Source organism: Streptomyces sp. NRRL B-1347 (genome assembly GCF_000720325.1).
GTDB lineage: Bacteria > Actinomycetota > Actinomycetes > Streptomycetales > Streptomycetaceae > Streptomyces.
Genome location: NZ_JOJM01000012.1, coordinates 138,904 through 152,634, shown reverse-complemented (window position 1 = coordinate 152,634; position 13,731 = coordinate 138,904). Strand labels below are relative to the sequence as shown.

Genomic DNA, 13,731 nt, shown 5'->3' with positions numbered 1-13,731 from the left:
GCTCGGAGATGTGTATAAGAGACAGTCCCAACGCCGCCTCCGGAGCCCACACCCACTCCGACGCCGACTCCGACCCCGGTCGAGCCGACCCTTCCCCCCGAACCCACGCCCACCCCCACGCCGACACCCACCCCCGTCGACCCGCCGCCCACCACGGGCCCGGTCTGCGACCACTGGGCCGGCCCCGTCTTCATCTGCCACCGCTCCTGAAGGAACCGGCAACGCGACGGGCGGGCGGACGCACGTCGGCGGGTGCCGGTCGTGGTCCGCCCGCCCTCAGGCCGGGCGCCAGGCGTCAGACGCGTGGCGTCACCAGTTGTAGACGATGTCCCCGTTGCTGTTGACCATCTTGAACGTCCCGTCCCCCTGGTCGATCACGCACCCGAAGCCGCCGTCCCCCGTCGCTCCGCAGAACGTGTCGGCGCCGGCCGGAGCCGCCATGGCGACCCCGCCGCCCACGAGGGCTCCGACGGCGGCCACGGCGACGGCGAACCTCTTGACCCGGCTGCGACCCGGCGTGCCGGTGTTCCGCTGCATGTGCATTGCTGACTCCCTACTCCGCATGGGCTGTTGGTCACAGGGGGTTCGGAGCGGGCGCGGGGTCGGATTGGCGCGCGGGCGCACAGACCGGTCCTCGACGGAACGCGACGGAGAAGGTAGGAGTACGAGGCGTGTCCTCACCTCATACGCACCGCGTCGCCGACCGCGTCTCCGCGCGCGAAGCCGTCTCCGCCGTCACCGCCGACTTCACCGAGCTCCCGGAGCCACCGGGGACGGCGCGGCCCGACGGCCCGCTCGCCTGGTCCGGGTACGACGACGCACGCGCCGCGGCGTACGAGCGCACCGGTGAGACGGAGTCCGTCGTGTGCGGCACGGCCGTCGTCGAGGGCGTGCGCGCCGTCCTGGTCTCCTTCGAGTTCCGCTATCTGGGCGGCTCGCTCGGCGAACGGACCGGCGACCGTCTGGAGGCGGCGTACGCGGCGGCCCGCGCACACCGGCTGCCGCTCGTCTCGCTCGTCGCGACCGGCGGCAGCCGGATGCAGGAGGGCATGCGGGCCCTGTCCCAACTCCAGCGCGTGGCGGCCCAGTCGGCGCTCAACCGCGCGGCAGGGCTGCCGCAGGTCGCCGTGCTGCGCGACCCGACGACCGGGGGCGGCTGGGCCACCCTGGGCGCGGGGGCCGACGTCGTGCTCGCGCTGCCCGGGGCGCAGGTGGGGTTCGCGGGCTCGCGGGTCCGCCCGCAGGACGCGGACCCGGCGGCGTACACCGCCGAGGGCCAGCTGGCGGCGGGCGCCGTCGACGCGGTCGTACCGCGGGAGCGGCTGCGCACGCGACTCGGGCACTGGCTGCGGCTGCTCACCTCGCCCGCGCAGGGACCCGTCGCGCCGCCGCGCGCGCTCGGGGACGCCCGGGCGCCCGGCACGGGCTGGGAGGCGGTGCTCCGGGCCCGCGCCCCCGAGCGCCCGCGTGCGGCGGCCTACCTCGACGCGTACTTCTCCTCGCGGGAGGAGATCAGCGGGGACCGGTGCGGGGGCACGGACGCGGGCCTGCTGTGCGGGTTCGGGCTCCGGGACGGCCGGGCGGTCGCGTACGTGGCGCAGTGCGGCACCGCGACGCGCCCCGCCGGGTACCGCACCGCGGCCCGGCTCATCCGTCTCGCCGACCGGCTCGCCGTCCCCGTGCTCACCTTGATCGACACGCCGGGGGCCGCGAACGACGCCGCGGCCGAGCGCGCGGGGGCGGGCGCCGCGATCGCGGACGTCTTCGCGGCGGTGGCGGCCGCGCGCACCCCCGTCACCAGCCTGGTCATCGGCGAGGGCGGCTCCGGCGGCGCGCTCGCCCTCGCCGCTCCCGGCCGCACCTGGGCGGCGCCGGACAGCTACTTCTCGGTGATCGCCCCCGAGGCGGCGGCCGCCATCCTCAAGCGCCCGCGCGCGGACGCCCCCGGCCTCGCCGACGAACTCCGCCTCCGCCCGCAGGACTTGGTCGACCTGGGCGTGGTGCGCGGCATCGTCGAGCACTGAGCGGAACGTCCGGGTCCAGGCCGAGGAGCCGTACGGCCCGCCGTGCGGGATCGGGCCCCGCGTTGCAGGATGGCGGCATGTTGTTCGCCAGGGTCGCGGAGGTGTCCAAGGAGGTGGCGGCGACGGCGGCGCGGTCGCGGAAGGTCGCCCTGCTGTCCGAGCTGTTCCAGGCCGCCGGGCCCGCCGACGTCCCCCTGGTCATCCCGTATCTGTCGGGACGGCTGCCGCAGGGGCGGATCGGGGTGGGCTGGAACGCGCTCAAGGAGCCCGTCGCCCCGGCGCAGGAGCCGACGCTGACGGTGGCGGACGTGGACGCGGCGCTCACCGCGCTCGCCGCGGTCGCGGGCGCCGGAGCGCAGGCGGAACGGCGGCGGCTCGTCCAGGAGTTGCTGGGCGCGGCCACGGCCGACGAGCAGCGGTTCCTGTTCGGACTCCTGACCGGCGAGGTGCGCCAGGGCGCGCTCGACGCGGTGGCCGCGGAGGGGCTCGCGCGGGCCACTGGGGCCCCCGCGCCGGAGGTGCGGCGGGCCGTGATGCTGGCGGGCGGCCTCACACCGGTGGCACGGGCGCTCCTGGAGCAGGGGCCGGACGCCGTCACCGGCTTCCGGCTGACCGTGGGCAGCCCCGTCCAGCCCATGCTCGCCCACAGCGCACCGACCGTCGGCGAGGGGATCGACAAGCTCGGGCCCTGCGCGGTCGAGGAGAAGCTGGACGGCATCCGCGTCCAGGTGCACCGCGACGCCGACGACGTACGCGTCTACACGCGCACCCTGGACAACATCACGGACCGGCTGCCGGAACTGTCCTCCCTGGCAGGTGCATTGGCGGGCGCGCAGTTCATTCTCGACGGCGAGGTGATCGCGCTCGACGCGGCCGGGCGGCCCCGGACCTTCCAGGAGATCGCCGGGCGCGTCGGCTCCCGTCTCGACGTGGCCGCCGCGGCGGCCGAGCTGCCCCTGTCCCCCGTCTTCTTCGACGCGCTGTCCGTCGACGGCCGGGACCTCCTCGAACTGCCGCTGCGCGAGCGGCACGCGGTGCTCGCGCGGCTCGTGCCGGAGCCGATGCGGGTGCGCCGCCTGATCGTCGGGGACCCCGCCGACGAGGCGGCCCGCCGCGCCGCCGACGACTTCTTCGCCGCGACCCTCGCGCGCGGCCACGAGGGCGTCGTCCTCAAGGGCCTCGACGCCCCCTACAGCGCGGGCCGCCGTGGCGCGTCCTGGCTGAAGGTCAAGCCCGTGCACACCCTCGACCTGGTGGTCCTGGCCGCCGAGTGGGGCCACGGGCGGCGCACCGGCAAGCTCTCCAACCTCCATCTGGGCGCCCGCCGCCCCGACGGCACCTTCGCCATGCTCGGCAAGACCTTCAAGGGCATGACGGACGCGATGCTCACCTGGCAGACCGCCCGCCTGCGCGAACTGGCCGTCGGCGACGACGGTTTCGTCGTGACCGTGCGCCCCGAGCTCGTGGTGGAGATCGCCTACGACGGTCTGCAGAAGTCCTCGCGGTACCCGGCGGGCGTCACGCTCCGCTTCGCCCGGGTCGTCCGGTACCGCGAGGACAAGCGGGCGGCGGACGCGGACACCGTGGCCACGGTCCTGGAGCGGCACCGGGCCTGAGCCCGCTCCCGGCCGCGACGGTTCAACCGGCGTGGGCGGCTCATCCGCGCGCGGCGCCTCCGGCGCGGCGATGCGGGCGGCCGTGGTCCAGCCAGGCCAGTTCCCACTGGCGGGTCAGCGCCGGATAGACGATGAGGTACCGGAACGGCAGGACAGCGGCCATGTAGACGCGTCCGAACAGGCCGTTGGGCTTGACCAGCGCCGCCATGCGCAGTTCGTACGCGCCGTCACCGGTCCGCACCCAGCCTACGTGCATGATGGTGTGGACGGTCTTGTTGCCCAGCTCGCGGGCCGCTTCGTCGTCGAGCTGGTACACCTCGGAGAACGGGTCGGTGCAGGGCACGGCGTCGTTCGCGGTCCGGGCCAGGTCGAGCGGGAGGCGGTCGCGCAGCGAGGCGACCCGCCCGCCAAAGCCCGCCTGCGGAGTGTCCCAGCCGAGCAGCGCACCGAGCTTCCAGCGCACCGCGAACAGGAACCGGACCGCGGCGGGTTCCTTCCGGGTGTCGTACGCCGTCTTCAGCGCCTCGACCATCACGGGGAAGTCGTCGGGCCCGGCGTCGGGCGCGCGGAACGACCACACGTCCTCGATCCGGAAGTCGGGGGTGAACTCGTGTATCCGCCACGGCTGTGCGGTGTGGGCGGTTCTCGGGATGCGCATCGGCTTTCCTTCCCCTCCGCGAACAACGGAACCCTCAGTTCTGGAACCGCTGGTTTCGTTACCACTGGTTCCGTATCATGCACCCATGTCCACGCGGAAGCAAGTACGCAATCAGGGCGGCCGCCCCCGGGACGGCCGCGTCGACGAGGCCGTCGCGACCGCCGTCCGGGAGCTGCTGGCGGAGGTGGGGTACGCGCGGCTCACGATGGCCGAGGTGGCCGCGCGAGCGGGCGTCGGCAAGGCGGCGATCTACCGCCGCCACGACACCAAGCAAGAGATGATCTTCGACGTCCTGCTGCCGGACCAGTTCCTGGCCGTGGCACCCGACCGTGGTTCGCTCCGCGCCGACCTGGCCGCCGTGCTCGCCGAGATCGCGGACGCCATGGCCCTGCCGCCGCAGGGGACGGTCCCCGGCCTGCTGGCCGATGTCCACGCCGACCCCGTACTCCACGAACGGTTCGAGGAGAGGTACCTGGGGGCCCAGCGCCGGACTCTCACGGAGATCCTGGACCGCGCGGCGGCCCGCGGCGAACTCACCACCCGCCCCGACCCGGCCGCCCTCAACGCTCTCCTCGTCGGCCCCGTCTTCGCCTGGCTTTTCCTGCTGTCCGAATCCCCCGACCGGCTCCCCGCCCTGACCTCCGCCCTCCTCGACGCGGCAGTCGCCCTCACCCGGTGAACCAATCGGCCTGAAACGGCGCTTCTCCGGCCTTCGCCCGGGGGCGAAGGGCCGCTCCGGAAAAATTCTCAGCCCTGGGGCTGCTGTTGCGCGCGTTCGGCGCTGTACCGTCTCGCACGAGCGTCGGTGGTGTGGAATGGAGCGGCGAATGCCCAGCCCCCTGGCCCGAGTTGACGCCTGTGCGGCGTGTGCGCTCGGGTGCTCGCGCACGTTTCGGGCGTACGTCCTCGTCCTCGGCCCCTCCCATCCGCAGCTGCCGCCGGTCGGACGGCGGTCGCTGCGGGGCCCTGCTGTTCACGCCACCCTTCCTTCCATTTCCTCGGTTCCCGGTGGAGCCGAGCCCCCACAGAACGAAGGGACAGACGACCATGCTGCATCCCATACGGCTGGGATTAGCCGGTACTGCCGCGGCGGTCCTCCTCACCGCGGTACCGGCGGCGAACGCCGTGGCCACGCCATCACACTCCACCGCGAAGAGCGACGCCGCCGTGGTGACCCTCCGCTACGACTCCAGCCGGGCCGCCAGCTGGGAGGCCGCCATCACGGCCGGAGTCGCCTCGTGGAACGGGAACGTTGACAACGTCAAGCTGGTCAAGGCCGCGCCCGGCACCCGAGCCGAGATCCAGATCGTGGCCACCAGCGGCTGGCCGCAGGCCAGCCTCGGCCCGGTGCGCCCCGGCGGCCGCGCCGTGGTCCAACTCGGCCAGCAGGCCGTCACCGACGGCCACGACAAGACCCGCATCGCCGCCCACGAGATCGGCCACAACCTGGGCCTGCCGGACACCAAGCCCGGCCCGTGCTCCCAGCTGATGTCGGGCTCCAGCGCCGGTACCAGCTGCAAGAACGCGGTGCCCGACGCCGCCGAGCAGGCCCGGGTCGAAGCCGCGTACCGCAACGGCGCCGCGGCGCGGACGCCCACCGACGGCCGCGTGCTCGTCGACGCGCCGTAGCCCCGGCCCTCTCGCACGACCTCGGCACGACGATGCCCGACCGTGTTCCGCACGGTCGGGCATCGGGTCGGGCATCCCGTCAGCGCCTCCGGGGGATGTGTCCATCCCTCATGCGGCCTCCCGCGTCCGGCGCGACGGGGTCAGCGCGACCAGCGTTCCGATGACCATCAGCGCCGTCCCGCCCACCCCCAGGGCGTGCCATTCGGGGGCCAGGCGCCCCATCTGGGCCCGGCTCAGCACGTCGGACGTGTCCTTCGAGTCGTACGTCACCTCGATCGGGCGCCCTTCGACCGCCCGGGGCAGCGGTGGCGCCCCGGCCAGGTCGGCCGTGACGGGGGCGCCGCCCTCTGGCTTGCGGAACCGGACGGTGACGCGCGTGGGGCGGCCTTCGGTGCCGGTCGTCACCGCCACCGTCGTCGCGTCCACGGCCACGCCCTGCTTGTACATCCGGGTCACCAGGGTGTGCCCGGGATACGCGAAGAAGGTGAGCACGAAGACCCCGGTGAGGAAGAGCAGCGCCGCCCCGAGCAGCCGCCTGCGCCGCCGGGGCGCCGTCCGGCGCGGAGCCGGTGCAGTCGTTGTCATGCCGCCAGCGTGGCGGGCCCGTGTGCTGGAGCCATGACGTCCGCGTCCGCGCTGTGCCACGGATGACCGGTCGTTCCGCTCCCGGCCGCGCGGCGGCGGCGCGGGCGACACCGCGCCCGCGCCGCCGCCGCGGTGTCACGACAGGCCGAGAACCCGCAGCGCCAGGCCGATCGCCGGTTTCGGGCCGAACGACGTGGACTTGCGGGGCAGCAGCACCCCGGCCCGCGCCAACTCCCGCACCTGGTCCTCCCCCAGTGCGGGCAGCAGCACAGCACTGCCCTTCCCGGGCGCGGCCACCGCCGCGACGGCCCGGTCCGCGTCGTGCAGATGGCGTACGGCACCGGGCAGCTCCGGCACCGACCACGCGGCGCCAAGGAGCAGATGGTCGCTGACGGCCGAGGGAAGCGCGGCCCACTGCGGCGGCCGCCCGGTGAGGGCCTCGCTCAGGGCGCCCGGGTCCGGTTCGCTGACGGCCCAGGCGCGGCCCCCGCCGACGAGCACCACCTCGTCCGGCGCGGGTGGGCGCGGCCCCCGCGGCAGCGGCCGGACGCGGGCGACCTCGGCGGCAGCGGACGCCGCCTTCTCCGGGTCGAGGCCGGGGAGCACCCGGTGGATCGCGGCGAGCCGCGGCGGATACGCGACCGTGTCCACGAACAGGGCCAGGCTGCTCGCCCAGGGGCTGCTTCCCTCCGCGCCCAGGCGCAGACAGGCGGCGTGCCGGTGGTGGCCGTCGGCTATGAGGGCCTGGTCGGTTTCCACGCCCGCGCTCAGCAGGGCCGTTTCGGCTTCGTCGTGGCACGCCCACATCAGGTGGGTCGTGTCGCCGACGCGGGCGACGGCCGTCGGTGTGCGCCGGGTGATGTGGTGCGTGATCTGCGTGGCCGTCGACCTGGTGCCGCGGTACGCGAGGAGCAGCGGCTCCAGTTGGGCACGCAGGCCCGCCATGTGGGCGGCGCGCTGGCGGACGACGTGGGCGGACACGTCCTCGTGCGGCAGCAGGGGCCACGGCGTGTCCCGCGGGTGCGGCAGGGGCAGTTCGCCGATCACCCCGCGCTGCAGGATCCGGGCGCCGCGCTGCTGCTGGTACACGTACAGGGCGGGGCGTTCGTCGCGCCGCAGTACGCCGCGCCGCAGCCAGCGCTGCAGTTGTCCCGCCGCGGCCTGCGGGTCGGAGGCGTAGAGGAGGCGCGCGATGTGGTGCGGGCGCACGCGCTGGGAACGCGCGTGCGCCGGGTCGAGGTCGTCGTGGGGCGGGGCCACGAGCGCGGACAGGTCACCGGCGCGGTCCTCGTCGTAGCGCACGGCCCGGAAGGGGCGCAGGCGCGGCGGAGTCGGGCCGGGCACGGTCGGGTCGGAGGTGGACATGGGGCACTCCTGTGGGATGACGCGGCCTGCCGGGGGCAGGCGTCAGACGACGTCTGCCCCCTTCTGCCACGGGTCAGTGGGTCAGGCCGCCGCGGGCCGCGGCGCGGGCGGCGCCAATCGGCCAGTGCGGTGCAGGCCGTAGAGCGCGCTCGCGCAGCCGAGGCCGAGCGCGAACAGCGCGGCCCAGGGAAGCGCGGGGAGCCCCGCCTCGCGTGCGGCGTCCAGGGCGGCGCCGGTGAGGAGGTTCCCGACCGTGATGCCCACGCCGCAGACGGTGTTGTAGAGGCCGTAGTGGGTGGCCACGAGGCGGTCGCCGGAGAGGCGGACGATGGTGTCCATCTCGAAGGGGTAGGCGATCATCGTGCCCAGGGCCAGGAGCAGCGCGGCGAGCGCGGGCGGCACGGCGGCGAGGGCCCACAGCCCGACGCCGGAGCCGGGCACGGGCACGGCGGTGGCCAGGAGCAGCGGCACGAAGGCGACACCCATCACCGCGAGACCCCTGACCAGGGCTTCGCCGGGTTCGTAGCGGGCCTTGCACCAGGCGGTGACCTTGGTCTGGCCGACGATGGTGCTCAGTCCGCTGACGGCGAAGAGCGCGGCCACCGCGACGGTGCCGAACTGCCCGTCCCCGCCGAGCCTGCGCACGTCGAGGGGCAGGGCCAGATAGACCTGGAAGGACAGGACGTACGAGCCGATCATGGCGGTGGAGAACAGCAGGAACGGCCGGTTGGTGAGGATGCCGCGCCACTGGGTGAGCACCCCTTCCCCCGTGCCCCGGGCGCGCTGTCCGCCGCGGACCGGCAGGGCGCGGATCTGCACCACGGAGAGCAGGGCGAAGATCGCGGCCGCCACCAGGCAGGTGATGCGGAAGTCGACGCCGGTGAGGACCATGCCGACCAGTGGGCCCAGCAGGATCCCGGCCTGGTAGAAGACGTTGAAGAGGGCGAACGCCTCGACCCTGCGCTCCCCCGCGTCCACCGCGAGGTACGCGCGCACCGCCGGGTTGAACAGCGCGCCCGCGAGCCCTGTGGCGGCCGACGCGGCGAGCAGTGCGGGCAGCGAGTCGACCAGGCCGAGCGTCGCGAAGCCCACGGTCCGCAGCACGCACCCGGCGACGATGAGGGGTTTGTAGCCGAACCGGTCGGCGAGCGTGCCGCCGACCAGGAACATGCCCTGCTGGCTGAAGTTGCGCACGCCGAGGACGAGTCCGACGAGCCAGCCCGCCAGGCCGAGCGTGCCGGAGAGGTGGGCGGCCAGATAGGGCATCAGCATGTAGAAGCCGAGGTTGATGGTGAACTGGTTCACCATCAACAGCTGGACGCTGCGTTCGTAGGACCGCAGTTGGACGAGGGTGGCCTTCACTTGCCCGCCTCCGGGGTGGCGGTCAGGGTCAGCGGGTCGACGACGTCGGCGCACCGGGTCCAGCGGTGCACCTCCTTCTCGTCGGCGCGGCCGATGACCTCCGGTTCGGCGGGCGGCGGGCTGTCCAGGAGGCCGTGCCGCGCGCAGTAGTCGTCGTCGTACACGGTGCCGAGGTAGCGCTGCGGTCCGTCCGGGAAGATCGCGGCGATGCGGGTGGGGGCGGGCCGGGTGCGGGCCAGCCAGCCCGCGACGAGCGCGACGGCGCCGACGCTCCAGCCGCCGGTGGCATAGTGGGACGCGGCGAGGCGCCGGCAGGTCCACACCGCCTCGTGCGGGGCGACCCAGTGGACCTCGCGGAAGGTGTCGTACGCGACGTTGCGGGGGTAGATGCTGGAGCCGAGCCCGCGCATGAGGCGGGTCCTGGCGGGCTGGCCGAAGATGGTCGAGCCGATGGTGTCGACGCCGACGATCTCGATGTCCGGGTACAGCTGGCGCAGGACGCGGCCGACGCCCGCGGAGTGCCCGCCGGTGCCGACGCTGCACACGAGGACGTCGATGTGGCCGAGCTGGGCGGCCAGTTCGAGGCCGAGCGGGGTGTACGCGCTGGTGTTGTCGGGGTTGTTGTACTGGTCGGGGCACCACGAGCCGGGGTGGGCGCGCAGCAGTTCGGTGACGCGGTCGCGGCGGGCCTGCTGCCAGCCGCCGGTGGGGTGCGGCTCCGCGACGATGTCGACGCCCGCCCCGTAGGCGGTGAGCAGGCGCGTCATGGACGGTTCGAGGCCCGGGTCGGTGACCAGGGTGACGGGGTGGCCGTGGACCATGCCGGCCAGGGCGAGGCCCAGGCCGAGGGTGCCGCTGGTGGACTCGATGACGCGGCCGCCGGGGCGCAGTTCGCCCCGGGCGCGGGCCCGCTCCACCATGTGCAGGCCGGGCCGGTCCTTGATGCCGCCGGGGTTGAAGCCTTCCAGCTTGGCCCAGAAGCCGTGTCCTGCGGGCGCGAGGGGCTCGGACACGCGCAGCAGCGGTGTGTCCCCCACGAGGGCCGACAGGGCGGAACGGTCGGATGTCCTGGCGATGTTCATCTGTGACTGCATCTCTTTCGCTCTCGCTCGACGAATGCACGGTGTGTGTTCATCTCGCGTCGCGGCCTCGCGACGGACGGGCGGTCCGTGTCTGCGGGGTCGCGTGCGCGGCAGCCGGGGTGCGGCTGCGGGCGAGCGGTCTAGATGCGCCACCGGGCCGTGCGGACGAGAGTCGTCCGGCCCGTGCGTGTTCTTCGACGCCGGTACGTCCTGCGGGGTTGGGGCCCCCTGAACACCGTGAGGGCGGCGAGGGCCGTGAGGGCTCCCGTGCCGGAGGGCGGCTGGTCCGCCGCCTGGGCGGCGGGGGTGCGCAGGGGGCCGTCCGGGGCGCACTCCTCGGTGCCGTGGTGCTTGTGCGGGCTGTGCGGTGCGGCGTCCTCCGAGGTGGGAACGGCGACGGTGACCGCGGCGGGCGGGCGCCCGGGCCCGCGGTTCTCGTCGAGCGGTCCGTGCACGAGGGCGCACAGCGCCATGACGGCGAGGAGGCTGCCGCGCACGAGTGCGGCGATCCTCCGCCGCCACCGGGTGCGCCGCCGCCGGGGGCGGGCAGGCATGCGGGTGGGTACGGACACGGGTCCTCCGGTCGCGCCCCGGCGACGGCGGCAGCCGTTAGCAAGGCGCGACGGATGTGAGTGGGGGGGTGGGGGGAGCCGACGACTTCCGGCTTCGGCCGCTCCCGCCGTCTGAGGCGGGGGGCCATGGCCGGGTGTCGCGGGCTAAACCTGTTGGACCACGGATGTCTTGAGGGCCACGGCCGGCGTGACCGCGTACTCAGCTGTGCCGGGGCTCCGCCCCGCGGGTCGGTGCCCGGGCGTGTCCGGCTGCCCGACGGAGGCCGCGAGGCAGGGCGGCGCCAGGGCCGATCCCTGGGTGGGCTGTCCTGAGGCGCACTGTTCGTTCGGGTGGGCGGGGCCGTGTTCTCCGTGCCCGTCGTCCGCCGTGCCCAGGGCGGTCGGCCCGGCCTTGGCGTCGGGCACGTCCTCGGCCGCGCTCTGCACGGACACGGCGCTGGTGGCGAGGTGCGCCCCGGCGTTGCCGGGGCTCGCCCCGTGCGCGAGGGCGACGGCGAACAGCAGCACGGCGAGCGCGAGGAGCCGCAGCAGCGGACCCGGCGCGACGCCGGACTCCGCTACAGCACGGGCCCGCGCCATGTGCGGAGGTGACCAAGCCGTAACCACGTCGTGATACTAACCACCGCTGGACGTTGCTCAGCCAACTCTCCAGAAACAACAGCATCACGCCAGGCAAATGACCGAATCCACTACGGAACCGCGCCGAGCGCGCGGTCAGCGCAGGTCGAGCCGCATCAGGACGCGGGGGTGCCCGGCAAGGACCGAGGGGGTGTCGGCGGCGTGGGTGAACCCGGCGCGTTCGAAGTTCCTGCGGATCCCGGCGTAGGCCATCGTGAGGTCGACCCGGGCGTCGCCGTTGTCGAGCGGGTACGCCTCGATCGCCGGGGCGCCCCGGTCGCGGGCGAACGCGACCGCACCGGCGATCAGGGCATGCGAGATGCCCTGCTTGCGGTGGCCGGGGCGGACGCGCAGGCACCACACCGACCACACGGGCAGGTCGTCGACGTGCGGGATCTTCCGGCTGCGTGCGAACGAGGTGTCCGCGCGAGGTGCCACGGCGGCCCAGCCGACCGGCTCGTCACCGTCGTAGGCGACGACTCCGGGAGGGGGGTCGGCGCGGCACAGTTCGGCGACGTACTCACCCCGGGCGGGCCCGCGGAGCTCGTTGTTGAGCTTGGACGGGATCCGGTAGCTGAGGCACCAGCAGACGTTCGCCCCCGGCGACTTCGGGCCGAGCAGCGTACGGACGTCGTCGTAGGCCGACGCCGGGCGAACCTTGATGACCATGGGGCCACGATGTCACGGCGTGAGCGCCCACGCCGCCCGGCGACAACACGGCGGCGGGCACGAGACGGGCGAACTCGGCGTGCGGAACGGGCACATGTCCGCCCCGCGCGGACGCCGATCGCCCGGCTGAGCACCGGAAATCGGATGGCCCGCTCAGTCACAACCGGTCAGAGAAAGGTTGCTCGCGGGCACGGGTGACCCGCTGCCGAGCCGGTAGAAAGGTTTATGGCTGTCAGGTTCGAGTGGTTGCGGACGGCAGCACAGCCGCGCTGATGCGCTCGCGCGCCGCCACCGCGCTCACGCGTCCCGGGTCGCCCTACAGGTGCTGGGGCCCGGGCCACGGGAGCGAAGACGTCAGCGGCAGCGGACACGGCGTGCACGGCGGTGACCGGGCGGTACCCCGGTCACCGCCGTATGGCGCGGCCCCCGCGACGCGCTTGCCCGCGTGCGCTTCGAACGTTCCCGGCCCCGGCGGCGTCCTAGCGGTATCCGTCGTCGAAAGGGCCGACATGACCGCCGCGCTTCCCCGTGTTCCCGTCCGCTTCCTGGCCTCCGCCGCTCTGGTCGTGGGGGTGCTCGGCGCGACCTCCGCCTGTGGGGACGAACCCTCCCCGAACGTGTTGAAGGGGCAGCCGCTGCCCGCCCCGTCGGCGAGCGGAGCCGGATGGAAGGAGCCTTCCTCGTACGCGTACACGCTCAGGTCGGGCGAGGGAGAGCGGTCCTTGATCGGCACGTTCCGGGTGACGGTGCGCGACGGGAAGGTGAGCAAGGCGGTCGGCCTGGACGACAGCGGGCGCCGGGTCGTCAAGGACCTGCCCGACCAAGTACCGACCATCGGCGAGCTGTTGAAGGAGGTCGAGCAGGCCAAGCGCGAGAAGGCACACAGGGCCGAGACCGCGTACGCGAGCGACGGGCACCCGGTGCGCATCACCCTGGACTGGGAGAAGGCCGCGATCGACGACGAGGCCCTGTACGTCATCAGCGCCTACGAGCCGCTGGGCGGCGCGGCGAAGCCAAACGGGTGACGAACGGTCACCTTTCCGGCCGAGGGACTGTTACGTGTTGCGGCAGGGCGAGATGAGTGTCCGACCTCGACGCTCCGACGGCATGACCGTCGCGTTCCGCAGGCCGCCGCTGCCGGGAAGGAAGAACGATCGTGAAGATCGCCAAGGCCGCCGTCGGTGTCGTCGGCGTCGCGATGGCCCTCGGGGCCGTCACTCCCGCCGTTGCCGCCGCCGAACCGCTGGGCGGCGGACAGCAGTTGCTGGACACCGCCGTGACCGGGAACAAGACCCCGCTCGACGCCGTCGACGTGAAGAAGGTCGTCGGCACCGTGGACGAGACCGCGGGGAAGCTGAAGAAGGCCGACGCCACCACGGGCGCGGGCAAGCTGGGCGAGGTCGCGAAGCGCGCGGGCGCCCTCTGACGTCCGACACGACAGCCTGACGTCCAGCACGACGGCGCGGCGTCCCGGGAGACCGGGGCGCCGCGTTTCGTCTGCCCTCCTCCCCGCACCCCGCACGCCACCCCGCACGCCACCACTCCTCGATG

General features: G+C 74.1%; 15 protein-coding genes. 6 read left to right on the top strand and 9 right to left on the bottom strand.

Features of this window, described 5'->3' with window-relative positions:
• Nucleotides 1-309 precede the first annotated feature (309 nt).
• Nucleotides 310-543 carry a hypothetical protein gene (locus tag IG74_RS0113930; protein WP_030675278.1) on the bottom strand — a complete coding sequence of 78 codons (234 nt, stop codon included), beginning with the start codon at nt 541-543 and terminating at the stop codon, nt 310-312.
• A gap of 128 nt (nt 544-671) precedes the next feature.
• On the opposite strand from IG74_RS0113930, the gene IG74_RS0113925 reads away from it, so the two are divergent.
• Both IG74_RS0113925 and IG74_RS0113920 read left to right on the top strand, forming a co-directional pair.
• Complete coding sequence (locus IG74_RS0113925) at nt 672-2,024, top strand: carboxyl transferase domain-containing protein (RefSeq protein ID WP_030675275.1); 1,353 nt, start codon at nt 672-674, stop codon at nt 2,022-2,024.
• A 77-nt stretch (nt 2,025-2,101) separates the two neighbouring features.
• A complete protein-coding gene (locus tag IG74_RS0113920) occupies nt 2,102-3,640 on the top strand; it encodes an ATP-dependent DNA ligase (protein WP_030675273.1) in 1,539 nt (512 codons plus the stop codon).
• A gap of 40 nt (nt 3,641-3,680) precedes the next feature.
• Here IG74_RS0113920 and IG74_RS0113915 read toward each other — a convergent pair whose 3' ends face one another.
• Nucleotides 3,681-4,298 carry a DUF2867 domain-containing protein gene (locus tag IG74_RS0113915; RefSeq protein ID WP_030675269.1) on the bottom strand — a complete coding sequence of 206 codons (618 nt, stop codon included), beginning with the start codon at nt 4,296-4,298 and terminating at the stop codon, nt 3,681-3,683.
• Between the two features lie 85 nt (nt 4,299-4,383).
• Here IG74_RS0113915 and IG74_RS0113910 point away from each other — a divergent pair, with 85 nt between their 5' ends.
• Together IG74_RS0113910 and IG74_RS0113905 are read left to right on the top strand one after the other, a co-directional pair.
• Nucleotides 4,384-4,977, top strand: a complete 594-nt coding sequence (locus IG74_RS0113910) for a TetR/AcrR family transcriptional regulator (RefSeq protein ID WP_030675267.1) — start codon at nt 4,384-4,386, stop codon at nt 4,975-4,977.
• Nucleotides 4,978-5,345: 368 nt separating this feature from the next.
• The gene (locus tag IG74_RS0113905; RefSeq protein WP_030675265.1) at nt 5,346-5,927 is read left to right on the top strand and encodes a snapalysin family zinc-dependent metalloprotease; all 582 of its coding nucleotides are present in this window, start codon (nt 5,346-5,348) and stop codon (nt 5,925-5,927) included.
• A 108-nt stretch (nt 5,928-6,035) separates the two neighbouring features.
• Here the strand turns inward: IG74_RS0113905 and IG74_RS0113900 are convergent, their stop codons facing one another.
• The 7 genes from IG74_RS0113900 to IG74_RS0113870 all read right to left on the bottom strand — a co-directional run bounded on the left by IG74_RS0113900 (nt 6,036) and on the right by IG74_RS0113870 (nt 12,180).
• The gene (locus IG74_RS0113900; protein WP_030675263.1) at nt 6,036-6,512 is read right to left on the bottom strand and encodes a hypothetical protein; all 477 of its coding nucleotides are present in this window, start codon (nt 6,510-6,512) and stop codon (nt 6,036-6,038) included.
• A 135-nt stretch (nt 6,513-6,647) separates the two neighbouring features.
• Complete coding sequence (locus IG74_RS0113895; RefSeq protein WP_030675261.1) at nt 6,648-7,877, bottom strand: DUF1015 domain-containing protein; 1,230 nt, start codon at nt 7,875-7,877, stop codon at nt 6,648-6,650.
• 81 nt (nt 7,878-7,958) lie between these two features.
• Nucleotides 7,959-9,239: an MFS transporter gene (locus tag IG74_RS0113890; protein ID WP_030675259.1), complete on the bottom strand. Its 1,281-nt coding sequence runs from the start codon at nt 9,237-9,239 to the stop codon at nt 7,959-7,961.
• The gene (locus IG74_RS0113885; RefSeq protein ID WP_037825320.1) at nt 9,236-10,321 is read right to left on the bottom strand and encodes a PLP-dependent cysteine synthase family protein; all 1,086 of its coding nucleotides are present in this window, start codon (nt 10,319-10,321) and stop codon (nt 9,236-9,238) included. The genes IG74_RS0113890 and IG74_RS0113885 overlap by 4 nt, the downstream gene beginning before the upstream one ends.
• Before the next feature lie 140 nt (nt 10,322-10,461).
• Complete coding sequence (locus IG74_RS0113880) at nt 10,462-10,893, bottom strand: hypothetical protein (protein ID WP_158857613.1); 432 nt, start codon at nt 10,891-10,893, stop codon at nt 10,462-10,464.
• Nucleotides 10,894-11,037: 144 nt separating this feature from the next.
• Nucleotides 11,038-11,472, bottom strand: a complete 435-nt coding sequence (locus IG74_RS0113875; protein ID WP_051854866.1) for a hypothetical protein — start codon at nt 11,470-11,472, stop codon at nt 11,038-11,040.
• A 135-nt stretch (nt 11,473-11,607) separates the two neighbouring features.
• Nucleotides 11,608-12,180 carry a GNAT family N-acetyltransferase gene (locus IG74_RS0113870; protein WP_030675250.1) on the bottom strand — a complete coding sequence of 191 codons (573 nt, stop codon included), beginning with the start codon at nt 12,178-12,180 and terminating at the stop codon, nt 11,608-11,610.
• A 509-nt stretch (nt 12,181-12,689) separates the two neighbouring features.
• Between IG74_RS0113870 and IG74_RS0113865 the strand changes: the two genes are divergently transcribed.
• Both IG74_RS0113865 and IG74_RS0113860 read left to right on the top strand, forming a co-directional pair.
• The gene (locus IG74_RS0113865; RefSeq protein ID WP_030675248.1) at nt 12,690-13,205 is read left to right on the top strand and encodes a DUF6174 domain-containing protein; all 516 of its coding nucleotides are present in this window, start codon (nt 12,690-12,692) and stop codon (nt 13,203-13,205) included.
• 131 nt (nt 13,206-13,336) lie between these two features.
• Nucleotides 13,337-13,606 (top strand): hypothetical protein, encoded by a 270-nt coding sequence (locus IG74_RS0113860; RefSeq protein ID WP_030675246.1) that lies wholly within the window; start codon nt 13,337-13,339, stop codon nt 13,604-13,606.
• Nucleotides 13,607-13,731 lie beyond the last annotated feature (125 nt).

Bases quoted from the DNA above. Each gene is read 5' to 3' on its own strand.
- IG74_RS0113870 (WP_030675250.1), bottom strand. From the start codon at position 12,180: ATGGTCATCAAGGTTCGCCCGGCGTCGGCCTACGACGACGTCCGTACG.
- IG74_RS0113865 (WP_030675248.1), top strand. From the start codon at position 12,690: ATGACCGCCGCGCTTCCCCGTGTTCCCGTCCGCTTCCTGGCCTCCGCC.
- IG74_RS0113900 (WP_030675263.1), bottom strand. From the start codon at position 6,512: ATGACAACGACTGCACCGGCTCCGCGCCGGACGGCGCCCCGGCGGCGC.
- IG74_RS0113930 (WP_030675278.1), bottom strand. From the start codon at position 543: ATGCACATGCAGCGGAACACCGGCACGCCGGGTCGCAGCCGGGTCAAG.
- IG74_RS0113895 (WP_030675261.1), bottom strand. From the start codon at position 7,877: ATGTCCACCTCCGACCCGACCGTGCCCGGCCCGACTCCGCCGCGCCTG.
- IG74_RS0113910 (WP_030675267.1), top strand. From the start codon at position 4,384: ATGTCCACGCGGAAGCAAGTACGCAATCAGGGCGGCCGCCCCCGGGAC.
- IG74_RS0113875 (WP_051854866.1), bottom strand. From the start codon at position 11,472: ATGGCGCGGGCCCGTGCTGTAGCGGAGTCCGGCGTCGCGCCGGGTCCG.
- IG74_RS0113915 (WP_030675269.1), bottom strand. From the start codon at position 4,298: ATGCGCATCCCGAGAACCGCCCACACCGCACAGCCGTGGCGGATACAC.
- IG74_RS0113885 (WP_037825320.1), bottom strand. From the start codon at position 10,321: ATGAACATCGCCAGGACATCCGACCGTTCCGCCCTGTCGGCCCTCGTG.
- IG74_RS0113905 (WP_030675265.1), top strand. From the start codon at position 5,346: ATGCTGCATCCCATACGGCTGGGATTAGCCGGTACTGCCGCGGCGGTC.
- IG74_RS0113920 (WP_030675273.1), top strand. From the start codon at position 2,102: ATGTTGTTCGCCAGGGTCGCGGAGGTGTCCAAGGAGGTGGCGGCGACG.